The sequence below is a fragment of the Chitinophaga sp. G7 BAM 1005 genome (genome assembly GCF_057126945.1).
The window spans coordinates 1,400,832-1,420,002 of sequence record NZ_CP181478.1; the positions used below are offsets into that span (position 1 = coordinate 1,400,832).

A 19,171-nucleotide genomic window follows, 5' to 3' on the forward strand; every position below is an offset into this window, starting at 1 on the left:
CTGTCCTTTCCTGCGGCTGCATATAGGCGCACTTTCGCCATGCAATGCAGAATATCTACAAACAAGTCTCCCACTTAGATAGGCCACCAGTACACACTGCTGGCCTATGTGAGTTTTACTTTGCCCGTCATGAAGATGTGGCAGTCTGGCCTACTGTTGATCCACAAACCGGAACTATTACCAATGGCTTACAACTGAAAGCAGGTAAGGGCTGGATGCGTTGTAAAGTATTGGAAGCTGACCGCGGCTATCAGGACATGACGAAAATAGATCCTGCCGGGCCATATTCCGAAATCACTGTACAAGGTTTCATGCCCGGCGACAGTACGACCAATTCCCTGTCGCTTACAGCTATGGTTTTTGGTCGCTATGTGATTGTGGTAAAAGAGCGTACCGGTATCCAGCGTTTAATAGGCAGCGCGGATGTTGGTGTAACATACACGGGCAGCTATGATAGCCAGGATGCGGAAGGTACCCGTGGTTGTAAAATGATTTTCTCCTGGCGCACACCGATCTCTCCACGGATATACTTAACTCCTGTTGACGCTGGCGGCTCCGGTCCGGGTGGACCAGGCGGCGAACCACTGATATTGGTAAATGCTGGTGCGGATCAGCTGGAGCTTAACTCTGCTACCAATACTTTATCCTTATCCGGTGTTGCTGTGTCTACGTCCGGCGCGATAGAAGGCTATTTATGGGAGATGGTTAGCGGTCCATCGGGAGCGGTGATAACTACTCCAACAACAGCAGCGACCACTGTTACAGGGGTGAAACCCGGTGCATATACTTTCAGGCTTACCGCTGTAGATGTCGCTGGAAAATCGGGAAATGATACTGTTGATTGCAGTATTGCGATTCCATCCGGTGGGGAAATTGACGTGTTCGCAGGTGATGACCAGTTTATCCACGCGGGTGTTTCCATTACCAATTTCTATGCAAACCTCACCATCCCGCCTGAAGTTACAGTAGGGAGTATTACCTGGTCTGTTGTAACCCCGGGCGTTACAGGCGTTGAGTTCTCCAATGTGAATGGTTTGAGTACCGGTGTTACAGGTATTCCCGTAGCTACTGTTACCGCATTACGTACCACATTCCGATGCACTGTAATTGATAACTCCGGGCGTAGCAGCTACGATGAAATTGTTGTTAGCTCCGCGGCTCCTGCCCGTATGTATTCATCAGGTGGTTACCTGGATAATAAATACGATCCGGCCAACCCACTGCTACGTGTTTGGGCTTATGAGTGTGAGGGATATGATCCGCTTCGCGAAGGTGGTTATCCCCTTATCCTGTTTTTCCACGGTGTGGGTGTGAATGGTGTAGAGAACGGCGATGACATAAACCAGCTATTGCTTAAATCTGAAGGGCTACCTTATTACTTGTATAATAAGCTATTCCCTATGAAATGTAACGTGGCATCGGCGCAATTGCATGATGGATACTGGACACTTGAAACGGCGCAGAAGGTGTTGGCATGGGCTGCCGCAGCATGGAATGTTAATGCAAACATGGTGTTTGCAACGGGTCTTTCTTCAGGGGGAGCAGGTACAAATGCGATTATTCTTGCCAACAACACTTTATTAGCTGGTGGTATTGCTTCGAATACCACATTTAATGATGTAGCATTACCAGGTAATGGTGATATTGTTAAGAATGTGCCGCTGTTTTACCTCCACTCCTGGAATGATACCCGTGTACCACCAGCTTCGGAATACAGCACATTAGATGATCTCAATAGCATACTTGCCGCTGATCCGTTGGGGATTTATCCACCGTTAATCCTGATGAATTGGGCATCTGAACATGATGGCGGTACATGGAACGATATGTTATACGATAAGCGGTGGGCACCCTTTGATTTTGAGGAAGATTTTTTTCTTTTCCACACAAAAGATCTGGTAGAAACAGCAGGCAATTACACCGCCCGCGCAGAGCGGTTGCAAACATTCTACGATTATAGCCGCGCTTTGCTGATCGTTAACAAACTTTCGGCGGGCGCTCCGAAAACCGCTTTATTAGCCCGTTTGTCGGCTGTTAAAGATGCAATAACTACAGCCCCTGGGCATCGCATGTTTATGCTGAATTTGGGCAGCTCATCCGCATTTCAGCAGTACAAAATTAATAACGTCGTTTCTACAGCTTCAGGAACAACGGTAAATAACCTGGCTGATATTGACAATACATCCAGCGGAATAGGTTTTACTGTGGTAAGTAATGCAGCTGGCCCCGGGGTCGTTGGTTTGAAGCATTTCTATATGGGCATGGGTGATGATATGTTCAACAGCTCGTTTATGTACAACGAAGCCAACCCCGCCCAATGGAAATTTACCGGTTTAGATGCTACACTGCATTATGATATTAGTCTGTACCACAGTAATGTGTCAAAGCAGATGTTTGCCAGCAATAACAAATCAGGATCTCGCAGCCAGGTGAACGGCAGTATGGCGCAAAGTAAATATGAGTCTTATAATACCATGTTTACCACAGATCACTACAACGTCAAGCCAACTGCAGGTGGTGAGATAGTGCTGGATCTTTCTGCGTTGGATAACTTCCAATTCAACGCCAACCACATCTACCAGGGAAATACTGTAGCGATTCTATTGCGGGAAAAGACTGCTGTAGCACCACCCCGAAACAACTTTGATAAGTACAATTTTGCTGCCAGTAACGCCGCTGCTGATCCCGACTTCGCTACCATGTTTGGTAACCCATCCGCAGGCATTTTGCGCGTGGCTGATCCTGTAACGGGGCATACAATAAGCACGGTGTCGCCTTCATTGTGGGCAAATTTCGGTAGCGCATCGGGAAATGATAATGAAGCTCCGTCCGGCGCTTTTGCAGGAGTGTTGCCCACAAAAGTAGCAGAATCCGCCATGCTTAATTACAATCAGAATTTCGATCGTGAGGCCCAAAATTTCAATTTTGAATGTGAAGGCACACCTGGAATGGGATACCGGGAAGGATTGTATACGATTACTATTTTCTGTTCGACCGCGGCAGATTTTTCCCCCACCAGAGTAGTATGTAAAATAGGTAGCAGCAATGGGTTGGAAGATAACACCATTGTTGCCAAAAATAATATGATTAACCGCCTCCAGTACAAGGGATACCTGAAGGATGGAGAAACTATCCGGGGTGGTATCTACATGCCCAACAACGTTTGGGGAGTGGCATTTATTAACGCAATCATCGTAGAAAAAGTAGGATAATGTTTACAACCTTTTTAGAAGCCACTAACACTTTAGAATCATTTCTCCCGGACTTGGGAGAAAAATTAACACTGGTCGTTAGCCTCGCCTATTTCCTATATTATTTTATGAAGGAATTGAAGCAGGTGCGAGAGGCACAGGAGAAACAGCGACAGGATTATGACGCCCGCTGGCAGTCAATGTTTGAACGTGTCGCAGAAATGGACCGGAAAAGCCAGGAAGCTCTAAATAATGTGAGCAATAGTAATGAACGCCTCGCCGATGCGGTGGACGGATTAAAAAACCAATTAAAAATGAAACCATGAAATTACAAACCGAACGGATTGTTATTTTTTTCCTACTTATTGTTGTCACGGGGCTTTCCCTTCGCTCTTGTTTTCGTAAGGAGAAGGAGAATATTGTACTGAAAGAAGCGGTACAGATAAAGGAGGATAGCACTACTTTCTGGAAAGATTCCCTGGGGAGAATCCACGCGCAGAAAAAGCTGATAGAGGCCGATATGAGCAGCCTGCGGGTGGTTTATCGTGAAAGGATTGATAGCATCACGGCTGCTTTACAAATTAAGAGCAGCGATCTTCAGTCGGCATTGACCGCCCGCATCATTAGCCAGGGAACAATTAAGCCTACTGTCGATACTATCCGCAATGATTCTGTCACGCAGTACAAATTTCATTTTGCCGATCAGTGGCTAACGCTCGACGGGCTTATAGCTCCGTTGCCATCAATTACCTACCGTTTTACTGATTCGCTTGTATTTACTACTTATAAAAAACGCCGTAGCCTTTTGCGAAGTGACATTTATGTAGATGGGTACTCCTTGAATCCCAACGTGCGTATACAGAACATCACCGGTATAAAGGTTGCTTCCGCGCCTACCGGTCGTTTTGGCATTGGTCCATATTTCGGCTATGGTTTTACGGGTAACGGCATCGGGCCTTCTGTTGGTGTTTCTTTTCACTATTCCCTAATACGTTTCTGATGGAGGTTACAAATGTTATTGCCAATCCGCTGGACTTTACACTGGAACGGTGGTCGTCCGATCTGTATTATTTCCGGTGGAAGTATCCGCAGACGGGAAATTACCTGGACTGGTCGACAGTGGCCAGCGTTCGTATGGACGTAAAAGACGCCGCAGGTGTTGTCGTGCTTAGTTACTCTATGGGTAATGGCTTTTCCGTTTATCAGCCGGACAAAACATACCTGCATTTATTGCTCGGTGGTCCGGATAAAAGCCTACCACCAGGCAGTTACATCTACGACGTGAAAGTTACTTTTTCTGAATCGGTAGCATATCGCCCGTGGCGCGGGAATTACACAGTAGTGAATGTTATAACTAAATAAAATGGAACAACATTTTGTAATTGAATTTGGTCCGGTGCAGCGTGTCGGAGAAAATACGCCCGGCAAATCTGCTTATCAGGACTGGCTGGAGGCTGGCCATACTGGTACAGAAATCGACTTTATTAACTCGCTGAAGGGCGAACCCGGTAAAGTAGATCCATCGGCTTACTACAATAAGCAGCAAGTGGATGAAGCCTTGTCAGGTAAGGCTGGAAATCCTCATGGCCACCAGCTGGCTGATATTGCAGGTCTGGCTGAAACGTTATCTGACATTCAGGCGCAGATTAACGAGCTTTCCGGTGGCATTCCGGTACCGGTCGCCTTAACTATTTCTGCGGGAGCGGATGAAGCTATCTCCCTTCCTACCAATCAGGTAACCCTTACTGGTCAGGTGGAAACCGGAATAGCTACATCGTGGCAGTGGCAGCGTCTTTCCGGCCCGCTAAACAGCGGTACTAACTTTGATATTCTGCTTCCGAATTATAACCCTGCACGCACCTTTACGATTTTGCCCAATGCCGACGGGCGGGCTGTTATTAACGCTGGTGGCGGGTATCGAGCAGGCGACCGTATTTTATTGCAAGGTACTTTTTCTGCCATCTCTGTTGTGGGTCTTATCGGTGACGCCTCAAACCCTATATATATCCAGAATGCCCCCGGACAGGTAACCGTTATTGGTAATGAAGCCTGGTCCGGTGGTAGCTGGGCGGAGGCTATCAAATTTGAGGGATGCAAATACATTCGTTTTTGGGGTACAGACCTGCAAAGCCTGATAGTTACCGGGTCTACAGCTACCACGGAGGTAGGAGGTTTACAGGTGCGCACCGCCTATAAAAATATTTCGGTATCCATGTATACCGATAATATCCGCATTGCTTTTGTCACGGTTAAAAATGGCGGTACGGGTATATGGGCAAAGAAAGAAGTAGATATTAATGATCCGAACAGTTACGGTGAAAACACCCTGGAAAATCTCCAGGTGGACAATGTGATTATTCGGGATTGGTATAATGAAGCAGCTTACATAGGTCATACGGCGGACCTGTGGGATACCACCGGTATGGCTGCTGGTGGACTTGGAAAGGCATACTATTTCAAACCCGGTGTCCCTGCTCCTGATCCTGCCATCTTCAAACCACCTATCCGCTGGAAAGGAGTTAAGTTTCTCAACAACTATATTCATGATGGCCGTGGAGATGCCATACAGTGCGCAAATTCCGATGATGTCGAAATCGCCAACAATGAGGTGTCTAATTGGGCTACTGGTCATGTATGGACGGATAACGGTGGAAATATTATAGGTGCGCTCACAGATGTTAAAGTAGTTAATAACTACATTCATGATGGTTGGGGAGACTGTATCCAGGCTTACGTGAAAGGGGCTTGTCTTATTGAAAATAACCTGTTGGTTAATGGTGGCAATGAGGGCATCAGCATCCGTACTACCAATAACGCTATTGTAACTGCCCGAAAGAATACCATCGTGAATATGGGCAGCAGCTGTATCCGTATTAATGGGTATTATCAGGGTACGGTGGCCGCCGATCCTGCACAGGCAGCCCACATTATCGAACAGAATATTTTGGCAATGCCCAAAAGTGCCAGCCAGTATATCTATAAGGAAAACGGTGCCAAAGCGACGGAAGGTACAGGCAATGCCGCGAATCTCAAACAGCTGGATCTTTCCGGGCTGGATGCAAATAATTTCTTTCTTCCTGCCTCCAGTCTTGCAGGCTTCCGTAAGGGTAGCACGGTTATCGGGGTAGCTGGAACACCTGGTGCGACGATTGCCACACCCGACCAGCGGCAAACCCTTGTCACTGCGCTTGCGCAAGGGGAACACATTTTTGAAGTAACAGCCAAACGTGCTGACGGAACACCTGCCGTGGCGCAAGTTAAAGTAACCGTGGCTGCGGCTTCTGTTGTTGGCGTTCCTAATGCTGTTGCCGGATCGGCCCAAACTACTACTGCGACCACTGTTACGCTGGATGGTTCAGCCAGTAGCAGTCCGAATGGTGCTATCACAGGTTGGATATGGACAAAACAATCCGGTCCTGATCAGGGGGCAATACTTAACCCTAATGCAGCCATTACACAGGTTACCGGGCTTGCTGTCGGTAGTTATGTGTTCCAGCTGTCGGTTACTGATGGCCAGGGTAAAACGGACACAGATGCCATGCAGGTCATAATCCAGAACCCGGTAGTGGGTACCAGCCAGTTTTTCAGCGATGGCGGCGTTGCCTGGGGGAATAATATTTACGATGTATCTACCGGGCGGAAAGCATTGGTATATCTGCCACCGGGGTATGATCCCGCCCGTGAAGAAGAGTATGGTGCTGAAATTAATTTGCATGGCCTCGGCGAACGTGGTACAGATATAAATTTGGTAAAAACTGCCGGGTTACCAGAGCTGGTAGCGGCTGGACAGGAAAGCGATAATGTGATAATATTTCCGCAGCTGGGGCTGGACGGGCTGGGAAGCTGGACACCTGCAATAATTAAGAAGGCATACGACTACCTGGTACAGTATTGCAACGTTGATATAAACCGGATTGCAGGATCTGGGTTATCCGATGGTGCTAACGGTATGATTAAGTTTATGGTAGCTTATCCCGGTTTGCTATCTGCTTACGCCATCAGCTCTACGCCGGAAAATATTGCCGATACTAATACCGGTGTGCTTAAAGATACTCCGGGTATTTGGGTAGCTGGTACCGGTGATAGCTATGGTTTTGGTAATACAACTAAGGCTGTTAACGCGCTGATTGCAGCGGGCGGCCTGTTCCCGCCTAAGCTACGGGTTAACTACGGCGGCATTCACGATGAGCATACCTGGAATGATAAGCTGTTTAATAAGTCCACCGCGGGCTTCGATTATCAAACCTCTTTGTTTGGTCTGGCGAATCTGAACCGTGAAACGCAGGCTAGTAATTACGTTTCCCGCGCCACTATCAGCCAGGACTATAACGATTACCTGGAGGCGCGCAGAATCGTTTTGCAGCTGCCATCGGGCGCAGCTAAAACACAGCTGCTGGCTAACCTTGACGCGCTGCTAACGACCATTACACCATCGGGTACCCGTCGCCTGTTAATCAGCCTGGGCGATGCGACCAAACCAGCAGAGGGTAACTACACGCAAGTTACCAGTACGGCTAACGGTACCACAACGCCGTTAATCGATACAACGGGCGCAAATACGGGCCTTTCTTTCAGGGTTGTTACAACGCAGTGGGATAGTGTGATGCCGGGCCTTTCCGGGCCTTATTTCGGCCTTCCTGCTGCTGTGTATAGCCAGGGCAGACGTGTATACGGTACCGGTAATGACTGGCGTATTTCCGGGGTCAATCCGGCAAAGAAATACGATATCCGGATTTTCCATTGTGAGGAAACGGAAGCCAATAACATCCAGTACGGGTTTAAGGCCACCATTGGCGGCCAGCAGCTGGTAACGGAGGACCACCACTATAACACCATGAAAACGCTGGACTGGTATAACATTACACCGTCCGGCGCGGAATTGACACTTTCACCTATTGGCCAGAATACGCCTAACCCAAATGAAGGGGTGATGATTGCCATTCTGGTCACGGAAAAAACTGCATAAACATGAGAGAAATTAAGTACATCGTGCTGCATTGCAGCGCCACACAGCCAACCGCCTCTGTTGAATCAATCATCCGTTATTGGCGTGATTCTCTACACTGGAAGAACCCAGGCTATCATTTTATAATCGAAGCAAACGGGAATGTACGCAGCCTCCAGCCGGTGGAAAAGCCCTCTAACGGTGTGGCCGGATATAACGCAAATAGTATACATGTTTGTTACATCGGAGGTGTTGATAAATCAGGAAAGCCTGAAGATACCCGTACTACTGCACAGCGCGCCGCTTTAAAGGATATCATTGTGAAACTGCATCACCAGTACCCCACTGCGAAGATTCGCGGGCATCGTGACTTTTCGCCCGATACCAACCATAACGGCAAGGCCGATACATGGGAATGGATAAAGGTTTGCCCCAGTTTCGATGTTGCCGAATGGTTGAAGGCAGAAAATATTGTATAATGCCTCCACGTAAATACAATGCGTACTGGCAGAATAATTTCAACGTGTAATCAAACCCAAACGATATGAAATAATCTCATCACTTTCAAGTAAAAGGTTTATTTAAAATCCGCTACCAGAGCGGATTTTTTATTTATCTGCAAGTCATAAAAAAGCGGCCCGAAACATATCTGTTCCGGGCCGCTTTTATCTAAAAGGAAACAAGCCTATTGAGTAGGTAATAGTGAATTAAGGTCCACTTCCAAAGCAACGGATAACCGGTATATGGTCATGAATTCCGCCTTCCGTAACCCTCTTTCAACTTTAGAGATCAGCGCATGATCTATGTTTGAATACGCTTCTAAATCGCGCAATGTCCATCCTTTCGATTCTCTAAAGAACCGTATTTTCGCTCCTAAATGTTGTAATATTTCCTGTTCGTTAATTTCCATCCGGTGCGAAAGATGGATGAAATCTGAAATATTCTTGTTGGTCGTACGAACAACGAGTAAGAAAATATCTTAAATTGCCTATATTATATTAGTTCTTAACTCAAAATATCCCAAAAGTCCATGCAATACTTTCTAGACCTTGTTTTTGCCTCAAAGCGCCGCCTGTTAAAAAGACTCTATGAAAAAGAAAGGATTGTCCGTAAGAATAATTGGCTCATCCGTACCTGGGCACATGATCAGGCGGCAGCGACCAACGCAATAAGCGCCGCTGTTCAATTGGCCGATCAACATGCGGGTGTTATCGACCCGTCAGAACTTGACATGCTGAAGGCGGGCGTACAACTATTGAATGAAGGAACGTCCAACCTGGTAGATCTTCTGAAAGACGACCAACCAATTAAGAAAGATTTTTTGGATTTGCTGGAAACGTTGGAATCGGTAATCAGCCTGTATTCCGGGATAGCAAAATTTAATAAGGTAACGCTGGTGCTTCAGCTGGATGGTACGGCACCTTTGGATTTTTATAACGACCGGCTTATGATAAAGCGGATTATTGGGAATTTGTTATCCAACGCTATTAAGTTTTCTGCTCCTGGAGAAAAGGTAGTAGTTAGGGCTTATGGCCAGCCAGGATATTTATATTTTGCTGTACAGGATAGTGGCCCAGGAATCCCGACAGATAAACAGGGCATCATATTCAGACCATATGTAAAATTAACTGAAGGTAAGGCGGGAACAGGTTTAGGACTTGCTATTTGCAGACGCTTCGCCCGTATTTTAGGTGGAGACATCTATGTAGAAAGTTCCATCGGAAGCGGAAGTATATTCACCGTTAAAATCAAAGCAGTCAATGTATAAGCTATTATTTTTCGCGCCTAATGGCAAAATGGTACCTATTGTATGTGCAACGCTGGAAGAAGCGCGGGAGGGAATCCCGCATTTGCCAAAGGACAGTTATTTTGGCATCCAAACGCCCGCTGGTGAAATCGTAGAACCTGCTCCGGAATATGATCACCCTATCCTTATCATCAACCATTTAAAGAAGTTAGTAGAACCCCCGAAATAATGCGATAAAGATCGCTGGTTAATGTGTTAGCCCTGTCCTTTTCCCCGTAATGTGTTCGCGGCACTTTTGTGCCATGACGAGCAATTTTCATATTTTATCTGCCATACTGAACGGTCCGTGGTTAATTACTCCGGACTACGCGCAGGCTATGCTACCGTGGGTCGCCAGTTTATATTCCGGCTCCGGATCTGTCGCCGCTGTTCCCCGTTCCGGGTATTCAAGTGAACGTCCTTTTATCATGTCTCCGCGTACTGGTAAGCGGTATGAATGGAATGATACACCACCTGAAGGATCTGTTGCAGTTATTCCCATTACCGGGCCAATCACCAAATATAACGGTGGTTGTGGTGAACCCGGATCTATCCAGCGGCAATCGCTGGTGGCAGAAGTCGACGCACGTTCCGAACTCGCGGGCGCGCTTTATTTGTATGATACCCCCGGTGGCCAGGTAAGTGGCACATCATCTCTCGCAAATGCGATCCGAAACGCAAAAAAACGATCAGTCGCATATGTTGACGACGGCATCGCAGCCAGTGCTGGCATGTGGTTTTTGTCGGCATCTGCGGAGGCTTATGTTAGTCAAAAGACTGATCAGGTAGGCAGCATTGGCGCTTACACTTCCCTTGTGAATTTCTCCGGATACTTTGAAAAGTTAGGCATTAAGGTCCAGGAGATTTATGCTCCGCAGTCAACCGATAAAAACGGTAGCTATCGCGCCGCCATTGAAGGCAATGAGGATCTTATCAAACAGGATCTAAGTGCTGTTGTTGATGGCTTTATAAATTTCGTAGCAGATCGCTCACCCCGCGCCCGTGCAGCCGTTGACAAATGGAGTACCGGTAAAATGTTTAACGCCGCCGACGCCAAAAAATACGGCCTGCATGATGGCGTCCTTCCTATGCGTGGCGCTCTCCAACGTGTTGTGACTCTCAATAAGTCCACCACTCCCATCAGTTCATCAAACACAAAACATACAACTATGGCATTTGAACAAACACTTTCCGCCGCCCAGGCACAGGAATTTGAAGTGGTGGAGGGGGGATTCCTTGCCACCGAAGATCAGCTCAACAACGTGGAAGCCCACATCACCGGGCTGCAGACCCAGTTATCTGCGAGTCAGAATACTGTAACGGCACAGGGCCAGCAGATCCAGCAACTACAGACGGAGGCGACAGCATCAGCGGCCACCATCCAGCGTTTGCAAACAGAGGTGAAAAACAAGGGCAAACGTGATGCTGTCACCTTTACCAATCCCGAAGTGGGAGTAACGGATGATGCTGAAGTGAAAGAGGATCCATACGCAGAACTCCGTAAAGCCGCCTTCCCTGGATGGCAGGGCTAGACACACCGATCGTAACAATTAACCTAAAAAATAAAATTTAGCAAATGTCAGCATTTAATACAGCTGCACTCACAGCGTTACTCGGTGCTTATTGCCGTGACAACAAAGAGGAATTATACACCCGTATCATGCTCGGGCTTTTCGAAGATGTGCCGTGGATAAAGGGAAATGTCGCCGGACATGGGATTCATGACCGTTTCACCTTTTTGGAAGGTGTCACCGACGAACTACCATTACCGCGTATGGACGTTTCCGATATTGTAAAGCCAGGGCATCAACCAGGTGGGGCAACATTTACCGCATCGCCAAATAAAATTAAGCTGGCTGCCCGCATGCTGAAAGTACGCGATTGGTCGGTTGACCTGGTGCTGGATCCTAAGTACCTGGAAAAAACCTGGCTGGGTATGAATAAGGTAAAAGGTAGCTGGGCTGGCAAGTTCACAAAAGCGCCAGCATTCGGTCCCGTTCAGCCGGAGGAATATATGATTATGGCAGTAGTAAGAGCAGCTCACAGGGATATCCGTATGAAATCACTTTTCGGTGGTGTTTACAATGCTGCTGGTACAGCGCCAGTTGATATTGTAGATGGTTGGCTGGAACTGATCGCTGATGCGATTACCGCAGCAGAGCTGGTGCCAACTGTTACTGGTGCTATCACTGCGGTGAATGTAGAAGACAAATTACTTACTGTTTATGATTCTTTGAGCGAAGAATTTAAAGCAGGTGAAACACAGATGCTTGTTAACTCTACTATTTATGACTGGTATGTCCGTAAGACAAAACCAACCATCGTTAAGGATGTGAGCAGCACAGGCGCTCCGGATCAAAAACCGGGCGTAGGTCGTATCTACATGTATGGTACCAACTGCGAACTGAAGCGGGAGCCTGGCTTTGGTACATCACAGCGGGTTATCTGTACACCATATGAAAACATGGTATTTGGTATGGATAGCCGCGATGAATACACCAACGTGGAGGTAGAAAAATCTGAGCGTGTCATCAAGCTCATGATGGATGGTAAAATCGGCCTGAACTTCCGCGATGTTGGTGATGGTACTGCCAATTACCGCCCGCTGGCTGTAAACGATGCCGCCTAACACTGTCCCCTCACACCAGTGGGGGGCTACTTTACATTTTACAAACTTCTTAAACACTAAAATACTATGGAAGGGAAAGAATTAACCCTGGAAACCCTGGCAGCACAACTGCAGGAGCTTAAAGCGGACAAAACACAATCCGACGGGGTGCTTGCATTGTTTCAGGAACAGAATGAGCAGCTAAAAGCTCAGAATGATCATCTGGTAATCCAAAACGCAGGATTGAAAGAGGCAATTGATAAACTGGTAAGCAATAAATCAGCTGGCTCAATTACCACGGATGCTCCCGAACTCCCCAAAATTCCCGCTGATCCAACCTTTAAGTTGAACAAAATCAAATACCAGGTATTGGTGCCCGCCTGCGATATCCCAGGCATTGGTTATCGCACTGCCGAGGATATTCTGATGGACGAAGAGGCGCAAAAGGCGCTCATTGATATGGGATCTATGATCGTCAGGAAAATTTCTTAGCGATTATCAGTCCGCATTTACTTAACAACATTATTTAACAATCAATTTTCAACTATGGCTTTGTCACGATATAAATCATTTACCAGGGCCGATTTATTACTTAATAACCAGCCGGGCTATACCAATCAGGCATGGTTAGCGCCGAAAAGTGCCTTTACTCTTTTGCAGGAACCAGCGCCAGCAGCTGGCGCAGCATTGGGTGAAGCGGTTACTATTATTACGGCTCACACCTTCCCGGTAGGGGAAGGCTTTATCCAGGTGTATTGCGCACCAAAGAGCGTAGAGGCCCCCGCCACCTTAATAGGTGCTGATGGGTCTAAACGTTTCAAATGGGAGCCAAAAATCCTGCTGCTTGGCGACGGTCCGGCGCTCTTGGAGCAGATTCTTTTGCTTGTCAACGACGACTTAGTGTTGTTGCTGAAAGACGCCACCTGTCCTGGTAACCAAATCTTACAATTTGGCTGCTCCTGCAACCCTTCGCAGGTTAGCGCGGGTGCGTTCGCCAGTAGCAATACAGGTGATGAAGCAGGCCAAAAGGGATACACCCTGACACTTACTTCTTACTGCAAGTACTTCTATAACTCAACTATTGCAGAGAAGCCCGCCGCCTAATTATTCATTTTTTAAACCGCGTCTATAAATGGAATTTAAAAACGAACAAACTAGAAAACTGTTTACACCTACCGGTGATAAGGACCAAAGAGTGCTACAGCCAGCCTCGAAAGATCACGGCGAATATGATGGGCCTTTGTCGCTGATCACCCCGGAAGTAGCGCAAAGCATGTATTCACAAGGATGCAACCTTTTAACCCGCAACGCGGCACCTTCCACAGGTAAACAGCCAAACGGTACCGATAAAGTTTAGCCGCATCCATTTTTATAACTATAAGCCCGCCGCCGCTTGCCAGGTGTCGGGCTTTTTTAATACACATAGGTTATGGGATTTGAACGAGTAAATGAACTGATAAAAGATTGGGGGCAGCAAGCCGTGCGTAAGGCGAAGAATGATGGACGCTCCAAAGGAATCAGGCACCGGTCCGGCTCTCCTTCTGATTCAGATAGTCTGGAGGCAATGACTGTAAGTTATAAGAAAAGGGCCGCTGATATGATCACCGCCATTGTGTTTAACATTCGTCGCTCACTGTTCTACGTACGAGCGGGAGCCGGGCGGGGATATGGTGGAGCAAAGGGTAGCACCTGGACCAATGCGGCAGGAGAGCGTAAGCGTACCAATCCAGCCAGTTTGGGCAAGGCTGGTAATACGCCACGGGTAGAAAAAGACTTTCTGAAGGATGCGGATGAAAACAGCCAGGCGCTGATAGATCAGGTTGCACTGGCAACAATGGATGAAATTTTTAACCAGGCATTTAACAGCGATTAACTATGGCAACATCACAGAGCAGGCGATATACAATTTACATCGATAACGCGGAGGCGCAGCGCAATCTTGATTCATTAAAGGAACGCGCCCGGCGGCTTACTGATGAGATATCCCGTATTCAAGCCGCCGGAGGGAACGCCACCAGACAGATGCAGCAGCTGGGCAATACGCAGCAGCAAATTACATCTCTTGAAACCTCTATAAGATCTGGCCTTACCCGCTCCCTCCGGGATTTACAAGGTGAAGTATCACGGACCGAGAACCTTTTGCGTCGGGCAACAGATCCCGAAACTATTCGCCAGCTTAACGCGCAATTGGTGACAGCCCGGCAGAACCTTCTGCAGTATCGTGCTGGTGTATTGGGAATAGGCAGTGCCCAGGCACAACTAGCAGCACAGTCAGCAAATGTATTTACCCGATTAAGGGATGGTATTAAAGCGTCTCTTTTCGGCAACCTGATGGCACAGGGAATCGCTTTGGCTATCGGTATGGCTGTCAACTTTCTATCGGAATTAAAACAAATTACTCTGGCGGCAGAGGGAATCCGTGCGAAATTTAACCAGCTCAATGACCCTAATTTGCTAAAGAATCTTCGGGAGGCTACTAAAGGAACTGTTAGCGACCTTGAATTAATGAAAAAAGCTGTTCAGGCTTCTAATTTTCAGATTCCGCTGGAGACACTTGGTACGTTATTAAATTTTGCCCGTGTTCGGGCCAGAGAAACAGGTGAGGATCTGAATTACCTTACCAATTCCGTTATAACAGGTATTTCCCGTAAATCGACTCTGATATTGGATAACCTGGGGATTACTGCCTCGCGTATTCAGGATGAATTCAAGAAAACCGGTGATTTTGCAAAGGCTGTTACCAACATTATCCAGGAGGAAATGGCCAAGTCGGGTAAGTATGTAGAAAAGTATGCAGATTCTGTTGCTCGTCTTGGCGCATGGTGGGATAATGTAAAACTTAAAACAGCCACCGCCCTCACCGATAGCGCGGATGACTTTGCATATATGGCGGCGAAGATTCGTGGAGAGGAAGAAAAGATGATGGAAATAGCCCAGCGTAGGGTTGAATCATTTGCCAGGAATCAGGAATATGGTAAGCGATTCCAGGATCTGGAACTAAAGCACCTGGAAGAGTTTAAAAGGATGTATAGCGCATTGACAGAAGATCAGCAGCGAGATGTCTTAGCAATTACAAAATCCGGACTTGCAGAAACAGAGAAGGCGCAACGGGAAGCATTACAGGATGGTAACTGGAAACTGGCTACCAATTTAACGACCCGTCTAAATATCTGGAATAATTACTTTCAATCGCTTAACAAAAAACAAGATGAAAATAAAGTAACGCTTTCTGGTATGCAGTCTGAACTGGATATTTTGACAAAGCAGTTGCAGGAATTGGATATTCACAGCCCGGCATTTGGAGAAACGCAGCAGGCTATTAAGAAGTTACAAAAAGAGATAGACGACGCCAATGGTAAAACCGCCGACCAGGCGGCAGAAAAGGCTAAACGATTAGCAGAGAAAGACCAGCGGCAAAAGGAACAACTGATAAAACAGCTGGAAGATTTCATTAACAAATATTCCGCCCGCCAGCTTTCAGCCTATGATAAGGAAATATTTGAATCTGAAACCCGCTACAACAAGCTGCGAGAACAGCTTATAAAGTATGGCGTAGATACAAAGAAGTTGGACGAAACGCAAATGCAGGAACGTATCCAGTTGTATCAGAAATATTCAGGGTCCCAGGCCGCTCAATATGGAAGGACTCATGACCTGATTGCCGACACCCCACAAGCAAAAATTAAGAAAGGGCAGGCTGATACTGCGGCCAGGTTAATGGCAGATATTGACCAGTTTACTAAAGACACCGCCCGTAGAAATAAGGACGACGTAGATGCGGCGGAACTGGCAGTGATGACTACTCACGGCAAAAAGCAGTATGAAGCCCGGAAAGCCCTGCTGGCCGCACAACGTAAGCAGGAGCTGGACAATGTTAACCTAACGGCAAATGAGCGGGCCAAAATAGATGCTGATTACCAGCAAAAAGATTGGGATAATACTACCGCATACATTGCCCAAAAAGTTGATCAATATACCCAATACCTAAGTGGTATATTATCTGTTTATGAGCAATGGTCCAGCGCTAAAAAGTTGAAGGAAGACAAGGAACTGGCAGCAGATAAAGAGCTTAACGATAAAAAGAAAGAGGAGTATAAGCGGCAACTGGATGCTAAGATCATTTCGCAGGAGGACTACGCCCGGAAAGTAGAGGCACTGGATAATGCGCAGACAGCAAAGGAACGTGCTCTGAAAAAGAAACAGTTTGAGCGGGAGAAGGTCGCCAACATCACAAAGGCTGTTATGGGAACAGCGCAGGCAGTTGTGCAGGCGTTAACTGTTGGCTGGCCACTGGCTCCTGTTTTGGCGGCGTTAACAGCTGCAATGGGTGCGGCACAAATCGGGATTATAGCCGCGCAGAAAGCGCCTGAATATGGCAAAGGTGGTAAGATGACCGGCCCTACACATAACAGCCCCTCTAATGGCCTTCCTATTTATAACCCTGAAACAGGCCGCCCGGTTGCTTATGTGGAAGGAGGAGAAGGGATATTAAAGCGGTCCGCTATGTCCGATGGTACGCAGTATACTGCTACCGGTACAATCTCACAAATTGCCAGCATGTTCAATTCTATGCATGGTGGTGTTAATTGGGAACGTGGCGCCAGTGTGAAGCCTGCGTGGATGAGTTATACACCAAAGCCGGTCAATTTTGGGGCGGTTACCTCTACGATATCCAATTTACGGGCTTATGCCAACGGCGGCGTATTTGCATCGGATACCAGGCAGAATACCCCGGCTAATGATGAAACGGTTGTAAGTATTGATCCACAGCTACAGGTATTACTAACACAAAATATGCAGGTGCTGCTGCAGTTGGAGCAGCGGTTAGCTGGTGGGATAACTGCTATTGCTTCTATAAATCAAATAAATACTGAACAACAACGGATGGAGACAATCCGTAGCAATTCGACGTTTCAGGCTTAGCCTGTCCTTTACTGCCCGGTATTTACCGGGCATTTTTGTGTCATGACAGAAGAAAGTATCACCGTTAAACAAATGCTCGAAGATATGGGCAAGGGTCGCCCGTTTTCCCTTACATACGTTACCGCCGATACGAAGAAAGGCACTGGCGGCAGGTTGGTGAAAATCGCCAGTGCTATTCTTTCCGGTTACAATCTTGCCGACGGTGTACGGGTTACCGCCAGTGTTATGAACAAAGCAGGTCTTGCTGGCAAGTCCAGCAAAAAGCCGAACCACAGCGCCCATTTTACCCGCAACATTTTATTAAAAGACAGCACCCTGCGCAAGGTGCATATTGATCTGATAACTGAATACAACGGAAAAACAGTTTTATGAAAGTATTCTCACACGAAAGCACCGCTGTTTTAAGCCGTTCGGGGGCTATCGTAGCTATAAAAACGGAGTCAACAAAGAAATTTACCGAGCCCGCCCCGAAAGATAAAAACAATGGCGAGGGCAAAAAATGGGCAAGCTGGGGGGAGAATAACCGCCGGCCTTCAGAGTATGCAGCATATTTCAAAAACACCGGTGTATTAAGCGGTGGCATAGATATCATTGCCCGCATTGCGATGGGCCAGGGTGTTTTACCTATGCAGGTAATTTCCAGAGATGCGGAAGGGAAAGAGGAACTGAAACCCGTGGATGATCGGGAGATAAACACCTGGTTAACGAACAACAACATTGGCGCGTTCTGTTACGCTACGATTATGGATGTAATTAAATCTGGTCACTGTTTTAGCCAACTGGTAACAAATGGAGATCGCAGCCGTGTTAACCGCCTGAAAAGAACCGATCCATCCAAATGTAGATTCGGCAGGTATGATGAGGGCGGAAAGATTGAATATCTGTACCTGAGTAACCGCTGGGGATCGGGCGCGACTTCCTTTGATGATGATATTGTAAAACGCATTCCGCTGATGGATCGTGACGCGCCATTGTTGGATTTATTAGAGGATGATGGTAGGTTAAAACCGATACCGGTTGAATTTGCCATCAGCAGCAATTATCCGCTTTTCGATACGGACTATTATGTAGATGCTCCGTGGTGGAGTGGTCGCCAGTGGGCCAATATTGCGATGAAGGTACCAGAGATGAAAGCTGTTATGTTCAACAACCAAATGACCATTAAGTATTTTATCACAATCGACAATCAGTACTGGTCTACCCGGTGGCCAGGTTGGGGTGGTTTTACAGACGCGCAAAAATCCGCTCACCGAAAGCAGGCCATGAGAGAACTTGACGACTTCTTATCGGGCAATCAGAACGCATATAAGAGTCTTATCAGCGGGAGCCGCTCCGTTCCGGACAGCGATAAAACAATTCCGTTCATACAGGTAACCGCCCTGGACGATAAAATAAAAGACGGGAAGTTACTTCCGGACGCCGCTTCAGCAAATTCTGAATTGCTTTTTACGCTTATCCTTAATCCCTCCCTTTTGGGCGTTGATATGCCAGGTGGCATGTATTCCGGTGGGAAGGGCGGATCAAATATCCGGGAGGCCTTTTTAGCACAGCTGCTTATCAGGGAGATGGAACGCAGTTTTGTAGTTAAGCCGCTTATGGTTGTTGCCCGGATCAACGGTTGGGCGGAGAAATATCCGGGCTTAACCTTCCGGTTCCCTAATCATTATTTAACCACACTGGACAGCGGTAAAAACGCTGAACCTATAAACGCTTAACGG

General features: G+C 47.2%; 18 protein-coding genes. 17 read left to right on the top strand and 1 reads right to left on the bottom strand.

From position 1 onward, the window contains the following. Positions 1 to 44: 44 nt before the first annotated feature. Genes ACMXI2_RS05635 through ACMXI2_RS05660 form a run of 6 tightly spaced genes read left to right on the top strand, consistent with a single transcriptional unit; the run spans position 45 to position 8,615 of the window. Positions 45 to 3,212 carry a PKD domain-containing protein gene (locus ACMXI2_RS05635; protein WP_483780721.1) on the top strand — a complete coding sequence of 1,056 codons (3,168 nt, stop codon included), beginning with the start codon at positions 45 to 47 and terminating at the stop codon, positions 3,210 to 3,212. Continuing rightward, on the top strand, positions 3,212 to 3,517 hold the full coding sequence (locus ACMXI2_RS05640; RefSeq protein WP_483780722.1) for a lysis system spanin subunit: 306 nt from the start codon (positions 3,212 to 3,214) through the stop codon (positions 3,515 to 3,517). The genes ACMXI2_RS05635 and ACMXI2_RS05640 overlap by 1 nt, the downstream gene beginning before the upstream one ends. Continuing rightward, positions 3,514 to 4,191, top strand: coding sequence for a DUF6549 family protein (locus ACMXI2_RS05645; RefSeq protein ID WP_483780723.1), 678 nt, complete (start codon positions 3,514 to 3,516; stop codon positions 4,189 to 4,191). Before ACMXI2_RS05640 ends, ACMXI2_RS05645 begins: the two co-directional genes overlap by 4 nt. After that, entirely contained in the window at positions 4,191 to 4,553 is a 363-nt protein-coding gene (locus tag ACMXI2_RS05650) for a hypothetical protein (RefSeq protein WP_483780724.1), read from the top strand. Before ACMXI2_RS05645 ends, ACMXI2_RS05650 begins: the two co-directional genes overlap by 1 nt. A gap of 1 nt (position 4,554) precedes the next feature. Continuing rightward, positions 4,555 to 8,157, top strand: coding sequence for a PKD domain-containing protein (locus tag ACMXI2_RS05655; RefSeq protein ID WP_483780725.1), 3,603 nt, complete (start codon positions 4,555 to 4,557; stop codon positions 8,155 to 8,157). A gap of 2 nt (positions 8,158 to 8,159) precedes the next feature. Beyond that, the gene (locus ACMXI2_RS05660; RefSeq protein WP_483780726.1) at positions 8,160 to 8,615 is read left to right on the top strand and encodes an N-acetylmuramoyl-L-alanine amidase; all 456 of its coding nucleotides are present in this window, start codon (positions 8,160 to 8,162) and stop codon (positions 8,613 to 8,615) included. Positions 8,616 to 8,821: 206 nt separating this feature from the next. Here the strand turns inward: ACMXI2_RS05660 and ACMXI2_RS05665 are convergent, their stop codons facing one another. Beyond that, positions 8,822 to 9,046 carry a helix-turn-helix domain-containing protein gene (locus ACMXI2_RS05665; protein ID WP_483780727.1) on the bottom strand — a complete coding sequence of 75 codons (225 nt, stop codon included), beginning with the start codon at positions 9,044 to 9,046 and terminating at the stop codon, positions 8,822 to 8,824. A 120-nt stretch (positions 9,047 to 9,166) separates the two neighbouring features. Here ACMXI2_RS05665 and ACMXI2_RS05670 point away from each other — a divergent pair, with 120 nt between their 5' ends. The 11 genes from ACMXI2_RS05670 (at position 9,167) to ACMXI2_RS05720 (ending at position 19,168) form a co-directional block, all read left to right on the top strand. Continuing rightward, complete coding sequence (locus ACMXI2_RS05670) at positions 9,167 to 9,904, top strand: sensor histidine kinase (protein WP_483780728.1); 738 nt, start codon at positions 9,167 to 9,169, stop codon at positions 9,902 to 9,904. Next, entirely contained in the window at positions 9,897 to 10,112 is a 216-nt protein-coding gene (locus ACMXI2_RS05675) for a hypothetical protein (protein ID WP_483780729.1), read from the top strand. Before ACMXI2_RS05670 ends, ACMXI2_RS05675 begins: the two co-directional genes overlap by 8 nt. A gap of 73 nt (positions 10,113 to 10,185) precedes the next feature. Continuing rightward, positions 10,186 to 11,454, top strand: a complete 1,269-nt coding sequence (locus tag ACMXI2_RS05680; protein ID WP_483780730.1) for a S49 family peptidase — start codon at positions 10,186 to 10,188, stop codon at positions 11,452 to 11,454. A 44-nt stretch (positions 11,455 to 11,498) separates the two neighbouring features. Next, on the top strand, positions 11,499 to 12,551 hold the full coding sequence (locus tag ACMXI2_RS05685; RefSeq protein ID WP_483780731.1) for a hypothetical protein: 1,053 nt from the start codon (positions 11,499 to 11,501) through the stop codon (positions 12,549 to 12,551). A 66-nt stretch (positions 12,552 to 12,617) separates the two neighbouring features. After that, positions 12,618 to 13,022 (top strand): hypothetical protein, encoded by a 405-nt coding sequence (locus tag ACMXI2_RS05690; RefSeq protein ID WP_483780732.1) that lies wholly within the window; start codon positions 12,618 to 12,620, stop codon positions 13,020 to 13,022. Between the two features lie 54 nt (positions 13,023 to 13,076). After that, entirely contained in the window at positions 13,077 to 13,634 is a 558-nt protein-coding gene (locus ACMXI2_RS05695) for a hypothetical protein (RefSeq protein ID WP_483780733.1), read from the top strand. Positions 13,635 to 13,662: 28 nt separating this feature from the next. Then, on the top strand, positions 13,663 to 13,887 hold the full coding sequence (locus ACMXI2_RS05700) for a hypothetical protein (protein ID WP_483780734.1): 225 nt from the start codon (positions 13,663 to 13,665) through the stop codon (positions 13,885 to 13,887). Positions 13,888 to 13,959: 72 nt separating this feature from the next. Further along, positions 13,960 to 14,403: a hypothetical protein gene (locus ACMXI2_RS05705; RefSeq protein ID WP_483780735.1), complete on the top strand. Its 444-nt coding sequence runs from the start codon at positions 13,960 to 13,962 to the stop codon at positions 14,401 to 14,403. 2 nt (positions 14,404 to 14,405) lie between these two features. After that, the gene (locus ACMXI2_RS05710; RefSeq protein ID WP_483780736.1) at positions 14,406 to 17,453 is read left to right on the top strand and encodes a hypothetical protein; all 3,048 of its coding nucleotides are present in this window, start codon (positions 14,406 to 14,408) and stop codon (positions 17,451 to 17,453) included. A gap of 42 nt (positions 17,454 to 17,495) precedes the next feature. Continuing rightward, a complete protein-coding gene (locus ACMXI2_RS05715; RefSeq protein ID WP_483780737.1) occupies positions 17,496 to 17,825 on the top strand; it encodes a hypothetical protein in 330 nt (109 codons plus the stop codon). Beyond that, positions 17,822 to 19,168 (top strand): hypothetical protein, encoded by a 1,347-nt coding sequence (locus ACMXI2_RS05720; RefSeq protein WP_483780738.1) that lies wholly within the window; start codon positions 17,822 to 17,824, stop codon positions 19,166 to 19,168. The genes ACMXI2_RS05715 and ACMXI2_RS05720 overlap by 4 nt, the downstream gene beginning before the upstream one ends. The last annotated feature ends 3 nt before the right edge of the window (positions 19,169 to 19,171 follow it).

Bases quoted from the DNA above. Each gene is read 5' to 3' on its own strand.
- ACMXI2_RS05635 (WP_483780721.1), top strand. From the start codon at position 45: ATGCAGAATATCTACAAACAAGTCTCCCACTTAGATAGGCCACCAGTA.
- ACMXI2_RS05710 (WP_483780736.1), top strand. From the start codon at position 14,406: ATGGCAACATCACAGAGCAGGCGATATACAATTTACATCGATAACGCG.
- ACMXI2_RS05640 (WP_483780722.1), top strand. From the start codon at position 3,212: ATGTTTACAACCTTTTTAGAAGCCACTAACACTTTAGAATCATTTCTC.
- ACMXI2_RS05645 (WP_483780723.1), top strand. From the start codon at position 3,514: ATGAAATTACAAACCGAACGGATTGTTATTTTTTTCCTACTTATTGTT.
- ACMXI2_RS05690 (WP_483780732.1), top strand. From the start codon at position 12,618: ATGGAAGGGAAAGAATTAACCCTGGAAACCCTGGCAGCACAACTGCAG.
- ACMXI2_RS05660 (WP_483780726.1), top strand. From the start codon at position 8,160: ATGAGAGAAATTAAGTACATCGTGCTGCATTGCAGCGCCACACAGCCA.
- ACMXI2_RS05705 (WP_483780735.1), top strand. From the start codon at position 13,960: ATGGGATTTGAACGAGTAAATGAACTGATAAAAGATTGGGGGCAGCAA.
- ACMXI2_RS05700 (WP_483780734.1), top strand. From the start codon at position 13,663: ATGGAATTTAAAAACGAACAAACTAGAAAACTGTTTACACCTACCGGT.
- ACMXI2_RS05655 (WP_483780725.1), top strand. From the start codon at position 4,555: ATGGAACAACATTTTGTAATTGAATTTGGTCCGGTGCAGCGTGTCGGA.
- ACMXI2_RS05670 (WP_483780728.1), top strand. From the start codon at position 9,167: ATGCAATACTTTCTAGACCTTGTTTTTGCCTCAAAGCGCCGCCTGTTA.
- ACMXI2_RS05680 (WP_483780730.1), top strand. From the start codon at position 10,186: ATGACGAGCAATTTTCATATTTTATCTGCCATACTGAACGGTCCGTGG.
- ACMXI2_RS05685 (WP_483780731.1), top strand. From the start codon at position 11,499: ATGTCAGCATTTAATACAGCTGCACTCACAGCGTTACTCGGTGCTTAT.
- ACMXI2_RS05715 (WP_483780737.1), top strand. From the start codon at position 17,496: ATGACAGAAGAAAGTATCACCGTTAAACAAATGCTCGAAGATATGGGC.
- ACMXI2_RS05675 (WP_483780729.1), top strand. From the start codon at position 9,897: ATGTATAAGCTATTATTTTTCGCGCCTAATGGCAAAATGGTACCTATT.
- ACMXI2_RS05650 (WP_483780724.1), top strand. From the start codon at position 4,191: ATGGAGGTTACAAATGTTATTGCCAATCCGCTGGACTTTACACTGGAA.
- ACMXI2_RS05720 (WP_483780738.1), top strand. From the start codon at position 17,822: ATGAAAGTATTCTCACACGAAAGCACCGCTGTTTTAAGCCGTTCGGGG.
- ACMXI2_RS05695 (WP_483780733.1), top strand. From the start codon at position 13,077: ATGGCTTTGTCACGATATAAATCATTTACCAGGGCCGATTTATTACTT.
- ACMXI2_RS05665 (WP_483780727.1), bottom strand. From the start codon at position 9,046: ATGGAAATTAACGAACAGGAAATATTACAACATTTAGGAGCGAAAATA.